Origin of the sequence: Flavobacterium sp. CAN_S2 (assembly GCF_015752255.1) — a bacterium.
Taxonomy (GTDB): domain Bacteria; phylum Bacteroidota; class Bacteroidia; order Flavobacteriales; family Flavobacteriaceae; genus Flavobacterium.
Genome location: NZ_JADOVA010000001.1, coordinates 1,137,754 through 1,151,017 on the forward strand (window position 1 = coordinate 1,137,754; position 13,264 = coordinate 1,151,017).

Here is a 13,264-nt window from a genome sequence, read left to right on the forward strand (position 1 = left end):
ACAAAGCTCCCAGCCTTCATAAGGCTGGAAGCTTTGTTATTTATTCTCCGCCCAACAACTCCATTAATTCCAAAGCAGTCCTGGTATTCTTCACATTGTCAAAAGTCAACAAAAGTCGTAATCCAGCCGGCGTTTGCTTTTCTTTCATTTTGCATAAATTAGGATGTTTTTGTACAAACTGCAGTACTTTATGAAAACGATTAGATTGGTAATAATCGGATTGTTGATCCGAAATGAAATACCCAATCATCTTACCTTGTTTCATCACTAATTTTTCGATTCCAATACGAGTCGCAATCCATTTGATTCGAATACTATTCATTAATGCTTTGGCTCGTGGCGGCATTGGACCAAAACGGTCAATCAATTTATTTTGGAAAACAATCAGTTCTTCTTCGTTTTTGACTGCGCCTAATTCATTGTACAAACTCAATCGCTCCGAAACATTATTGATGTATTCATCCGAAAATAACAACTCAAAATCAGTATCGATTTGCAGGTCTTTGACGTATTCTTTAGTTTCCAGATTATTTTCCTCCGGATACAAATCCTTGAATTCGTTTTCTTTTAATTCATCGATGGCCTCGTTCATGATTTTTTGGTAGGTATCAAAACCTATTTCATTGATGAAACCACTTTGTTCGCCGCCCAATAAATCTCCTGCTCCACGAATCTCTAAATCTTTCATCGCAATATTAAATCCACTTCCCAATTCACTGAACTGTTCCAAAGCCTGAATTCTTTTTCTGGCATCATCTGTCATCGCAGAATATGGCGGACAAATAAAATAACAAAATGCTTTCTTATTGCTTCGCCCTACTCGACCTCGCATTTGATGCAAATCAGACAATCCGAAATTATTCGCATTGTTGATAAAAATCGTATTTGCATTAGGAACGTCTAATCCGCTTTCGATAATGGTTGTTGCTACTAAAACATCAAATTCGCCATTCATGAAAGCCAACATCAACTCTTCCAGTTTTTTTCCATCCATTTGGCCGTGACCAATTCCAACTCTGGCATTGGGTACCAAACGCTGAATCATTCCGGCTACTTCCTTGATATTTTCTATTCGATTATTGATGAAGAAAACCTGTCCGTTTCGCTGAATTTCATACGAAATTGCATCCCGAATCATCTCTTCACTAAAACCAACCACATTCGTCTCAATAGGATAACGATTGGGCGGAGGCGTTGTAATAACTGATAAATCGCGTGCAGCCATTAGTGAAAACTGCAAAGTTCTCGGAATTGGCGTTGCGGTTAAAGTTAGCGTATCAACATTCGCCGCGATGGTTTTGAGTTTGTCTTTTACGTTGACACCAAATTTTTGCTCCTCATCTACAATCAGCAATCCAAGGTCTTTGAAAACAACATTTTTGTTGACTAATTGATGAGTTCCAATCACAATATCGAGTTTTCCTTCGGCTAATAATTTTAATGTTTCTGCTTTTTGTTTCGCGGTTCTAAAACGGTTTAAATAACCAATAGAAACCGGCATATCTTTCAATCTTTCCGTAAAAGTTCTATAATGTTGGTAGGCTAAAATGGTTGTTGGAACCAGAATTGCCACTTGTTTACTATTATCCACAGCTTTGAAAGCTGCACGAATAGCGACTTCAGTTTTACCAAAACCTACATCTCCACAAACCAAGCGATCCATTGGTCGGTCGCTCTCCATATCGGCTTTGACTTCTGCCGTAGATTTCGTTTGGTCCGGTGTATCTTCATAAATGAACGAGCTTTCTAATTCGTTTTGTAAATAACTGTCGGGCGCAAACTGGAATCCTTTTTCGAGTCTTCTTTTGGCATACAATTGAATCAAATTGAATGCAATATGTTTGACTCTAGCCTTGGTTTTTTGTTTTAAAATCTTCCACGCATTCGAACCCAATTTGTAAATTTTGGGCGGTGTTCCGTCTTTTCCGTTGTATTTTGAAATTTTGTGCAGCGAATGAATACTCACATACACAATATCATTATCGGCATAAACGAGCTTGATTGCTTCTTGTGTTTTGCCTTCGACTTGTATTTTTTGCAATCCTCCAAAGCGTCCAATTCCGTGGTCAATGTGCGTCACATAATCACCTACAGAAAGTGTAGTTAGTTCTTTTAAAGTAATATTCTGTTTTTTCGAATAGCCGTTTTTGATGCTGAATTTATGGTAACGTTCAAAAATCTGGTGGTCAGTGTAACAGGTTATTTGGTTTTCTTCGTCAATAAATCCTTGGTACAAAGGCAAAACAATGGTGTTGTATTGCTTGCGGATATTTTCAGAATTCGCTTCATCCAGCGTTTCAAAAATATCATGAAATCGTTTGGCTTGGGCATCATTCGAACAAAACAAATAATTCTTGTAACCGTTGAAATGATTTTCATTCAGATTATTCAGCAACAAATCAAACTGTTTGTTAAACGATGGTTGTGGCTGAATGTGAAATTCGAATTTTTTGGTGATTCTAAAAATAGGTTTTGAACTCAATTCTACAATCGAAAAATCCAACGCTCTTTTTATAAATGCTGCTTGATTCAAAAACAATTGTTCTGGCGAAGACCGCTTTATTTCCTGCGACAATTTTGCGAAAGCTTCTTCGGCTTTGCCAAATTGTTTATCTAATTGTGATAAAAAATCTTCGGTGTTTTGAATGAAAATTACCGTTTTCTCCGAAATATAATCCAAGAAACTTTCTCGGTTTTCCTGAAAAATTTTGTTTTCCACATTTGGGATTATTGTAATCTTTTTTTGCGTTTCAATAGACAATTGCGTCGCTACATCAAACGTACGGATACTCTCAACTTCGTCTCCAAAAAACTCAATTCGGTACGGATTATCATTCGAAAATGAAAATACATCAACAATTCCTCCACGAACCGAAAATTCTCCGGGTTCAGTAATGAAATCGACTCTTTTGAATTCGTATTCGAACAAAACTTCATTGATAAAATCGATAGAAATCTTATCGCCAACAGCAACTTTCAGCGTGTTTTTATCCAATTCTTTTCGGGTCACCACTTTCTCGAAAAGCGCTTCTGGATACGTGACAATAACGGCGGGTTTCTTGCGGGAATTGATTCGGTTTAACACTTCGGCGCGAAGCAAAACATTCGCGTTATCCGTATCTTCAATTTCGTACGGGCGACGAAATGAACCGGGATAAAAGAGCACATCTTGCTCCCCAATCATCTGTTCCAAATCGTTCAAGTAATACGCAGCTTCTTCTTTATTGTTTAAAATAACTAAAAAAGGAAGTTCGGATTTCTTGAAAACCGACCGCATTACAAATGAAAGTGCAGAACCCAAAAGTCCCGACAGCTGCATTTTGACTTGATTATTTTCTAATAAACGAGCAACAATTTGCTGTATTTTAGGCGAATTATCGTAGGTATTGTATAAGGCTGTTTTACTCAACGCGTGGAATATTTGGGTCGATTATAGGTGTATTTGGAATGGCTCTTGAAGTATCCATCATTTTCAATAAATCAGATTCTCCTTCTTCAACTGGAATTTTACTTTTCTCCACAATTTTGTCCATTTGTCTTTGTAGCGAAACCAATTCCAAGTTGATTTCCGACACTAACAACGTTACTTTTTTATCTGGAATATTATCCAAATGAATGAATAAATCCAGCAATCTAACTTTAGTAATCAACGTGGAAATCCTGCTTTTTATTTGAGGTTTGTTGTATTCGTAAGGAATATTATCGTTTAAAGCCATTGCTTTTTTCGAAAGCGCTTTCGATTTTTGCTGAAAAGCTCCAATACTTTTTTTAGGTTTTTGTGCTAATTCAGCCAAAAACATACGCCATTCGTTCCAAGACGCAATGCTTTTTTCACCCGCTTCGGTTACTGGTTCATCGTATAAGACCCACCCTTTCTGTATGTTTGCAAATATGATTTCTCTTTTTTGTATCTCTTTTTTGTTTTCCGCAATACGCTTTTGATTGTCATTTTTACAAGAGAACAAAACAAAAACTAGAGAGAAGAAAACGGCTATTTTATATTTCATGTGCGTCAATTTATCATTTTTTAATGGATGAAAGTAATTCAAATACAGTTGTAATTTTTTAAAAAAGAAGCAATTATGACCCTTTAAAAATTTCCATTAATTTAGGTGCAAAGTTACAAAGTAAATTCACAATAATGAATTCCAGTATTGGAATAACAATCTAATATTGCCAGACTGATTTTTATGCTTAAAAACATGAAAATTTAAGAAAATAAACATGTTTTTAAATACTATTTTAAGATTTTTATAATCATTTTCATCAAAGTTATGTTATTTGCGAAAACGTTATCTTTGTTTTTCAAAACAGACAAAAATGAGTACAAAAATATTGATTATTGGCGCTTGTGGCCAAATAGGAACGGAGCTTACCCAAAAACTACGAAAAATATACGGAACAGAAAATGTAATCGCTTCGGATATCAGAAAGTTAAATATTGATGTGGTGAATTCTGGTCCATTTGAAGTGGTGAACGCTTTAGATTTTAATCAAATTGAACATTTGGTCGAAGTACACCAAATTGACGAAGTGTATTTGATGGCCGCATTGTTATCGGCTACAGCCGAGAAAAATCCAGCTTTTGCTTGGGATCTAAATATGAATTCGCTGTTTCACGTTTTGAATTTGGCGAAAGCCGGAAAAATAAAAAAAATATTCTGGCCTTCGAGTATTGCGGTTTTTGGACCAACAACTCCGAAAGAAAATACCCCACAATACACGATAATGGAGCCTTCAACGGTGTACGGAATCAGCAAACAAGCCGGCGAAAGATGGTGTGAATACTACCATAATATCTTTGGTGTAGATGTAAGAAGCATCCGTTATCCGGGTTTAATCAGCTGGTCATCGCCTCCTGGTGGCGGAACTACGGATTATGCAGTAGATATTTTTCACAAAGCACTTTCGGATAAAACATACGAATGTTTTTTGTCGTCAGAAACTAAAATGCCAATGATGTATATGGTCGATGCCATTGCTGCGACCATCCAAATTATGCAAGCGCCGGCTGACCAAATAAAAATTCATTCTTCGTACAATCTGGCTGCAATGAGCTTTACGCCAACGGAGATTGCTGCCGAAATCAAGAAACATATTCCTGAATTTACAATGACTTATGAGCCGGATTTCCGTCAAAAAATAGCCGACAGTTGGCCAGCAAGTATTGATGATGCTGAAGCCAGAAAAGATTGGGGATGGAAACATGAGTTTGATTTGGAATCAATGACAGTGGATATGTTGAAAAATTTGGGTGCAGAGAAAGCATAATACTTTTATTCATATAGAATTCGGGTTTTAGAAAATTAGGGTGAAAATCTTGTTTTTTGAAACCCGATTTTTTTTAATTGTGTTTTGTATTTTTCTTTAGCATCAAATAAAAAAAATATTTTAACTAAATTTGATAAAAACCGCAGCAACATGAAACTAAAATCAAGTGAACCTTTTTGGTTAGTAAAAAACGGGATCATCAACTCGTATCCGTCATTAAGAGAAAATCTGGACACAGAAATTCTAATTGTAGGCGGTGGAATAACCGGCAGTCTTATAGCGCATCAATCTATGGCGGATGGTTACAAAACCATGCTGATAGATCGCAGAGAAATAGGTCATGGAAGTACATCGGCTACGACATCCATGTTACAATATGAAATTGACGTGCCTTTGCACCAACTTATTGATTTGATTGGCGAAAAAGCTGCCGTTGATAGTTACTGGGCATGCTATAAATCAATTGATGATTTAAAAAAAATAGTACAACAAGTAAAATCGGATTGTGGTTTCAAAAAAAAAGAATCGCTTTATTTTGCCGCATTAAAAAAGGATGTTGTTTGGTTAAAAAAAGAATTTGAAGCGCGAAAAAAGATTGGAATGCCTGTAAAATGGCTCGAAGCCGATGAAATTGATAAAAAATTTCATATTAAACATTCGCATGGTGGAATCTTATCAGAACAAGGTGGCAGTATCGATGCTTTCCAATTAGCCCATGATATTCTAGCGTACAATCACGAAAAAGGATTGCAGATTTTTGATAAAACCGATATCAAAAAAGTTACTTACAAACAAAATGGCGTCACCGTTCTAACAGAACATGGAACTACCATCACTGCCAAAAAAATAATCTACTGCAACGGTTTTGAAAGTACCGAAATCATTAAAGACAAGTTTGTAAAATTACTATCTACTTATGCCATTGTGGGCGAATGTTTTGAAGACGATCAATCGCACCTTAACGACACTCTTTTTTGGAATACGGCAGAGCCTTACATGTATATGCGAACGACGGATGATAACCGATTGCTTATTGGCGGCGAAGATGAAGATTTTGTAGATGCTGCAAAAAGAGATTCCCTACTCAACGAAAAGTCCGATAAATTGACTAAATATCTAAAGAAAATTTTACCTGATTATGATTTCAGAATGGATTTTGTTTGGGCGGGTACTTTTGGCGAGACCAAAGACGGCTTGCCTTACATTGGCAAACATCCCAATTTTCCAAGCGCTTATTTTGTATTGGGCTTTGGCGGAAACGGTATCACATTTTCAGTTATTGGAATGGAACTCGTTTCTGAAATGTTGAAAAACAAGAAACATACTTTAGCCGAATATTTTAAATTTAGAAGGTAATTTCCAGACACCAATATTTCGTTAAACTGCATAAAAAATGCCCCAAATAGTGTCTAACTTTTTTGGGGCATGTTTATTTCTGGTTTTTAAATATTACTTCAATTCATAGGTATTGTTCTCCTTCTTAATATCAGCCATTAAGCTACTTGGGTCGATAGTGATTTTCTTAATGGCGCTTTTTGGTTTCGCAATCATGAATTCCATTGTAGGATAGGCCCAAGCCCAATCGCCTAAAACCGTTCTTTTTATGGCAGGATTCGGATTTTCTTTTTCGAAACTCATCATGCGCAATGGAATGTAAAAACTCTCCATTGTTCCATCTGTATATTCCACTAACAAATCAATTGGCATTGGCATTCTGCCTATTCTTTCTAATGTTACAATCGTTTTTTCACCAATATCTCGTGGCTCTCTGATACCGTAATCAATAGTGTTTGTGGTTTGAGTCCAATCCGTCAAGTACCAATCCAGATTTGCTCCCGTAATTCTTTCGGCAGATCTTTTGATATCATTTGGCGTAGGATGTTTAAATTTAAAATCGCTGTAATACTTTTTTAAAGTTTTCATCAGATTTTCTTTCCCTATCAAATACATTAATTGTGTCAGGAAAAGTTCTCCTTTGCTATATGAAGTGATGCTGTACACTCTGTTTTCGTCAAAACGATCTGCATGTGTAGTTTGTGGCAATTCCTTACCAGAATTTACCATTGAAAAATATCCGGCATACGCTCCCGTAAATGGGTTTTCTACTTTTTTATCTGCAATTTCATTCATTCCTAAATCTTCCAGGAATGAAGTAAAACCTTCGTCCATCCAACCGTGTTTTGATTCATTGGAAGCCAATACATGCTGGAACCAAGAGTGCGCCATTTCGTGCGCGGTTACGCCTAATAATCCTTCAAAACTTCCTTGTCCTAAAATTAAAGTACACATGGCATATTCCATTCCGCCATCACCACCTTGAATTACAGAGTATTGTTTGTACGGATAATCTCCAACTGTTTTATTGTAAAACGCCATTAACTGAGCAGTTTTTGGCTGTAAGTTTTTCCAGTTTTCAATGAATTTTGGATTGTTTTTATACAAGAAATGCAAGTCGACATTATTAGGTCCTTTCACCACATCGTGAATGTACTCTTTGTCAGCTGCCCAAGTAAAATCATGAACCATGGGTGCATTAAAATGCCAAGTCAGTGTTTTAGTTCCTTTAGGAAGTGTTACCACTACGCCTGGATCCTGATATCCGTGACCTATTTCGTTTTTGTTTTGTAAATAACCCGTACCGCCTAAAACGTATGCTGCATCAATGGTAATATTCACGTCAAAATTTCCCCAAACACCATGAAATTCTCTGGCAATATAAGGATCTGCATGCCATCCTTCAAAATCAAATTCGGCAATTTTTGGATACCATTGCGCCATTGATAATTCTACTCCTTCAGCATTATTTCTTCCAGAACGACGAATTTGAAGTGGAACCTGACCGTCAAAATCCAACTTAAAAGTAGTTTTAGAATTTGGCAATATCGGCTTAGCCAAAGTAACTTCCAGAATCGTACCAACTGCTTCTACGGTAGCGCTAACACCATCTTGTGTAAAATTAGTAATATTCAAATACCCCGTTTCATTAGGTTTCAAGGTTTTGATTCGACTTTGTTTCCATTCATTCTCGCCCACTTTTATCTTAGTGACCATTCTTGCGTCCGGATCTCTAATACTTTGGATTCTAGCATCCATCTCACTTCCGGGTTGAAATGCGTTATTATAAAGGTGGTAATATACTTTTCTTAAAGTATCAGGAGAATTATTGGTATAAACCAACTCTTGCTTGCCTTTGTATTCATAATTTTTCACATCCATTGTTACATCCATTTTGTAATCGGCATGTTGCTGCCAATACGAAGTGTTTTGAGCCAATAGACTTCCAAAGCTTAAAGTAAGAAAAGATAATAAAAGTAGTTTTTTCATATAGGTTAAAAATAAAAAATGGAAGGACAAATTGCCCTTCCATTGATGAATATTTGAACTGTTATTTTTTAGACATTTTTTCTGCCATCAGTAATGCGTTGTAAGCATTTACTATTTTTCCTGATTGCGATAAAGCACTAAAAGGACGAATATCATTTGCTTTTCCGCCTACAACAACATCAGTTGTAATAGCAACTCCTGAATCCATCAAAATATGTTTCACTTGTTGAGCAGATAATTTTGGGTAATACGAACGAATCAATGCAGCAACTCCCGCAGCATTTGGCGCAGCCATTGAAGTTCCTTTTAGGTACTGATATTTATTGTTTGGCGTAGTAGCATAGATTTTTACTCCAGGAGCAAAAACGTCAACATTAATTTTTCCAATATTAGAAAAACGAGCCACAACTTTATTTCCGTATTCAAAATTCAAAGCACCAATTGTGATTAAATTATCAGCAAACTCAGTTACTTTATCTTCAGAATCGTTAGGAAAATTTTCAGCAAAGTCAATGTCTTTTGCATCATTACCCGCTGCGTGAACGATTAATACATCTTTTTTCTCAGCATATTTTATAGCATCATAAACCCATTGCTTGTGTGGAGAGAAACTTTTTCCAAAACTTCCGTTGATTACTTTGGCACCATTATCAACTGCATAACGAATTCCAAGTGCAATATCTTTATCATACTCATCACCATCTGGCACTGCACGAACGGTAAGGATTTGAACGTTATTAGCAACACCATCACCACCTAAAACGTTGTTTCTGCTTTGAGCAACAATTCCGGCAACGTGAGTTCCATGAAGAATTTCGTTCTTGTCTGGTCCCATCACATTGTTGTTTCCGTATTTAGTATCGGTAATATCATTTGGATTATCACCTACTACTTTACGGTAATCTGTTTTTAAATGATCTCCATTGATAAGCGCAATTTGACCGTCTAATTGTTTTTGAACAGCCACTTTTAGTTCCGCTACTGGCAATCCATAAGAAAGCATTTGTTGCATAGCCGCTTTACTTTTTTGTGTTGCCGGTTCTTGCGAAACAATTGCATTTACCTCTTCAATTGTATAAACGGGTTTGCCAAAATGCTTTACTAAAATAGCATCACCTGTAGCAATAGTTTCTAGCATTTGCTCTGAACGTACTTTTCCTGTAGATGCATCAGCCACTTTTTTATCATTTAATGCTTTCGCCGCTTGATATGTAGCGTCATCAACTAGAGTTTTATCTTTGATGATTCTTTCGTATTCCAAATTTTCTTTGGTACTGTCTCCAAGAAAATTCCATCCATGAATATCATCGATATATCCGTTTTTGTCATCGTCGATTCCGTTTCCGGCAATTTCTTTCGTATTGGTCCAAAGCACTGATTTCAAATCTTCGTGTTCAATATCCACACCAGAATCTACGATCCCAACAATAACCGGAACGCCAGTTTTACCTTTTAATAATTCGGCGTAAGCCTTATCAACACTCATTCCAGGAATGGTATCAGTTACAATGTCTAAATGACTCCAACGCTTTAAATCGTTTTCAGTAATAGGCGATTTTTTAGTGATATTCAAAGGAGCGCTTATCGCAACCAGTCCAGAATTAGAAGTAGTGGAAACTTGTTTTGAAGCGCTACATCCTACTAATGCTAGAAGTGCAAAAGCAGAAATGTAAATAGGTTTAATGGTATTCATCGAAAATGTTTTTGTTAATTTGAAATATTTGTCTAAAATAATTTTTTTTGTTACAAAAGGCGTTATGATTAACACTATGTTAAGATTTGTTCGCAGGTGAAAACTTCCGCCAAGCGAACTCCCTTTTCGGTTTTTTGTACGGTTATGATTTCATTGTGTGCATCGTGTTCCAAAAACAAATAATAATTGTTATCAGCAGCTGCATTCATGAATTTTTCTTTTTCCGGCATCGTCAACAACGGTCGGGTATCATATCCCATCACATATGGAATAGGAATATGCCCGGCTGTTGCCAATAAATCAGCGCAAAAAACTATTGTCTTGCCCTTATATTGAATGTGCGGAATCATTTGCTTTTCGGTATGTCCATCAGCAAAGAAGATGCCAAAACCCAGTTCTGATGTTGAAAGAAAATCTCCTTCGGGTCTTTGGATAAAATTCAGCTGCCCACTTTCCTGCATCGGCAAAATATTTTCGGATAAAAACGATGCTTTTTCTCTGGGATTTGGTTTTGTTGCCCATTCCCAGTGATTTTCATTAGACCAGAATTTTGCATTTTTAAAAGCCGGTTCGTATCCTGTTTTATCTTTATTCCATTGTACGCTTCCACCACAATGGTCAAAATGCAAATGTGTCATAAAAACATCCGTGATATCGTCGCGATGAAAACCGTATTTAGCTAACGATTTATCCATGGAATGTGTTCCCCAAAGCGAGTAATACCCAAAAAATTTCTCAGATTGCTTGTTGCCCATTCCGGTATCAATCAGAATCAATCGGTTGCCGTCTTCAATTAATAAACAGCGTGCCGCAATATCAATCAGGTTATTTTCATCGGCAGGATTGGTTTTATTCCAAATGGTTTTTGGCACCACGCCGAACATAGCGCCGCCATCGAGTTTAAAATTTCCGGTTTCTATGGGATATAGTTTCATGGTTTTTCTGTTTTTTGAGAGGCCTCAAAGTTAAGGAATTCAAATGCTTTTTACGGTTTCAAATAGCTTTTTTCTATTTTTACATTGGTTATAAAAATGTTATCAATTATGGAAAAAGCATTTTATACACTATCTTTGTCCTTAATTTAGACAAAATCAATATAAGCTATGATAAAAGTTTCTGACACAGCAAGAAAAAAAATCATCGATTTAATGCAAGATGATGGTTTTGACGCTGCAATCGACTACGTAAGAGTGGGTGTAAAAAGCGGCGGATGTTCTGGATTGTCTTATGATTTAAAATTTGATAAAACAAAAAGCGAAGACGATAAAATTTTTGTAGACAACGATATCACTATCGCTGTTGAAAAAAAATCTTTTCTGTACTTAGCCGGGACAATATTAGAATTCTCAGGAGGAATTAATGGTAAAGGGTTTGTTTTCAATAATCCTAATGCCAATAGAACATGTGGTTGTGGAGAGAGTTTCTCTCTTTAATATTTAGACATCAATAATAAAGTTTAATATTCAATTTTTGAATTTTTAAATCTTTAAATCTTTAAATCAGAATGAGCAAATATACAGAAGACGACTTAAAAATCGAACTCGAAACTAAAGAATACGAATACGGATTTTACACCGAATTAGAATCGGAAACGTTTCCTATTGGTTTAAATGAAGATATCGTTCGCGCTATTTCGCACAAAAAAGGAGAGCCACAATGGATGACGGATTGGCGTTTGGAGGCTTTTCGTGCTTGGGAGCAAATGACAGAGCCAGAATGGGCAAATGTGCATTATACCAAACCTGATTTTCAGGCCATTTCCTATTATTCAGCTCCTAAAGCGGTAGACCCCAATAAAACATTGGACGATGTAGATCCGGAACTTTTAGAAATGTACAAAAAGTTAGGCATCTCTGTCGATGAGCAAAAAATGATGAATAATGTAGCGATGGATATCGTTGTGGATTCAGTTTCAGTAGCGACTACATTCAAGAAAACATTAGGCGAAAAAGGAATTATCTTCATGAGTATTTCTGAAGCCATCAAAGAGCATCCAGAATTAGTTCGTAAATATTTAGGAACAGTTGTACCGCAAAAAGACAACTTTTATGCGGCACTAAACTCAGCAGTTTTCTCTGATGGATCTTTCTGTTATATTCCAAAAGGCGTTCGTTGCCCAATGGAACTTTCAACTTATTTCAGAATTAATCAAGCGGGAACGGGACAATTCGAAAGAACATTATTAGTTGCTGATGAAGGTAGTTATGTTTCTTATTTGGAAGGTTGTACTGCTCCAAGTCGTGATGAAAATCAACTACACGCTGCTGTAGTAGAATTAATTGCTTTGGACGATGCGGAAATCAAATATTCAACCGTACAAAACTGGTATCCTGGAAACAAAGAAGGAAAAGGTGGTGTTTATAATTTTGTGACTAAAAGAGGAATTTGCGAGAAAAATGCAAAAATTTCTTGGACACAAGTAGAAACAGGTTCTGCCATAACTTGGAAATATCCTTCTGTTATATTAAAAGGAGACAATTCAACAGGAGAATTTTATTCGATTGCTGTTACCAATAATTTCCAACAAGCCGATACAGGAACAAAAATGATTCATTTAGGTAAAAACACTAAATCGACTATTATTTCTAAAGGAATTTCTGCGGGAAGATCACAAAACAGTTACCGTGGTTTGGTCCGAATTTCACCAAACGCAGATAACGCCAGAAACTTTTCGCAATGTGACTCTCTATTAATGGGAAATAATTGTGGCGCGCATACTTTCCCTTACATCGAAAGTAAAAATCCATCGGCAAAAATAGAACATGAAGCTACGACAAGTAAAATTGGCGAAGACCAAGTTTTCTATTGCAACCAACGTGGAATTCCAACCGAAAAAGCAATTGCCTTAATCGTAAACGGTTTCAGTAAAGATGTATTGAATAAGTTGCCAATGGAATTTGCCGTAGAAGCACAAAAATTATTAGAAATTTCGTTAGAAGGATCTGTAGGATAAAAATTTGTTTAAAGTTTAAGGTT

Annotated in this window: 9 protein-coding genes; 4 read left to right on the forward strand and 5 right to left on the reverse strand. The window is 36.3% G+C overall.

What is annotated here, in order from left to right; all coding sequences use genetic code 11:
* Nucleotides 1–40: 40 nt before the first annotated feature.
* Complete coding sequence (gene mfd, locus IWX80_RS05140) at nt 41–3,409, reverse strand: transcription-repair coupling factor (protein WP_196852429.1); 3,369 nt, start codon at nt 3,407–3,409, stop codon at nt 41–43.
* Entirely contained in the window at nt 3,402–4,007 is a 606-nt protein-coding gene (locus IWX80_RS05145) for a hypothetical protein (RefSeq protein ID WP_196852430.1), read from the reverse strand. Before IWX80_RS05145 ends, mfd begins: the two co-directional genes overlap by 8 nt.
* Before the next feature lie 313 nt (nt 4,008–4,320).
* On the opposite strand from IWX80_RS05145, the gene IWX80_RS05150 reads away from it, so the two are divergent.
* Complete coding sequence (locus IWX80_RS05150; protein WP_196852431.1) at nt 4,321–5,271, forward strand: L-threonine 3-dehydrogenase; 951 nt, start codon at nt 4,321–4,323, stop codon at nt 5,269–5,271.
* A gap of 150 nt (nt 5,272–5,421) precedes the next feature.
* The gene (locus tag IWX80_RS05155) at nt 5,422–6,627 is read left to right on the forward strand and encodes an NAD(P)/FAD-dependent oxidoreductase (RefSeq protein ID WP_196852432.1); all 1,206 of its coding nucleotides are present in this window, start codon (nt 5,422–5,424) and stop codon (nt 6,625–6,627) included.
* A 93-nt stretch (nt 6,628–6,720) separates the two neighbouring features.
* On the opposite strand, the gene IWX80_RS05160 is transcribed toward IWX80_RS05155, so the two are convergent.
* The 3 genes from IWX80_RS05160 to IWX80_RS05170 form a co-directional block, all read right to left on the reverse strand.
* A complete protein-coding gene (locus IWX80_RS05160; protein WP_196852433.1) occupies nt 6,721–8,595 on the reverse strand; it encodes a M1 family metallopeptidase in 1,875 nt (624 codons plus the stop codon).
* 61 nt (nt 8,596–8,656) lie between these two features.
* Complete coding sequence (locus IWX80_RS05165) at nt 8,657–10,288, reverse strand: S8 family peptidase (RefSeq protein WP_196852434.1); 1,632 nt, start codon at nt 10,286–10,288, stop codon at nt 8,657–8,659.
* Nucleotides 10,289–10,362: 74 nt separating this feature from the next.
* Nucleotides 10,363–11,223 carry an MBL fold metallo-hydrolase gene (locus tag IWX80_RS05170; protein ID WP_196852435.1) on the reverse strand — a complete coding sequence of 287 codons (861 nt, stop codon included), beginning with the start codon at nt 11,221–11,223 and terminating at the stop codon, nt 10,363–10,365.
* Between the two features lie 168 nt (nt 11,224–11,391).
* On the opposite strand from IWX80_RS05170, the gene IWX80_RS05175 reads away from it, so the two are divergent.
* A complete protein-coding gene (locus IWX80_RS05175) occupies nt 11,392–11,721 on the forward strand; it encodes a HesB/IscA family protein (protein ID WP_196852436.1) in 330 nt (109 codons plus the stop codon).
* Between the two features lie 71 nt (nt 11,722–11,792).
* Entirely contained in the window at nt 11,793–13,241 is a 1,449-nt protein-coding gene (gene sufB / locus IWX80_RS05180; RefSeq protein WP_196852437.1) for a Fe-S cluster assembly protein SufB, read from the forward strand.
* Nucleotides 13,242–13,264: the final 23 nt, after the last annotated feature.

What these genes read in the sequence shown, in the direction of transcription:
- IWX80_RS05145 (WP_196852430.1), bottom strand. Translation starts at nt 4,007, where the DNA reads ATGAAATATAAAATAGCCGTTTTCTTCTCTCTAGTTTTTGTTTTGTTC.
- IWX80_RS05150 (WP_196852431.1), top strand. Translation starts at nt 4,321, where the DNA reads ATGAGTACAAAAATATTGATTATTGGCGCTTGTGGCCAAATAGGAACG.
- IWX80_RS05155 (WP_196852432.1), top strand. Translation starts at nt 5,422, where the DNA reads ATGAAACTAAAATCAAGTGAACCTTTTTGGTTAGTAAAAAACGGGATC.
- IWX80_RS05160 (WP_196852433.1), bottom strand. Translation starts at nt 8,595, where the DNA reads ATGAAAAAACTACTTTTATTATCTTTTCTTACTTTAAGCTTTGGAAGT.
- IWX80_RS05165 (WP_196852434.1), bottom strand. Translation starts at nt 10,288, where the DNA reads ATGAATACCATTAAACCTATTTACATTTCTGCTTTTGCACTTCTAGCA.
- IWX80_RS05170 (WP_196852435.1), bottom strand. Translation starts at nt 11,223, where the DNA reads ATGAAACTATATCCCATAGAAACCGGAAATTTTAAACTCGATGGCGGC.
- IWX80_RS05175 (WP_196852436.1), top strand. Translation starts at nt 11,392, where the DNA reads ATGATAAAAGTTTCTGACACAGCAAGAAAAAAAATCATCGATTTAATG.
- sufB (WP_196852437.1), top strand. Translation starts at nt 11,793, where the DNA reads ATGAGCAAATATACAGAAGACGACTTAAAAATCGAACTCGAAACTAAA.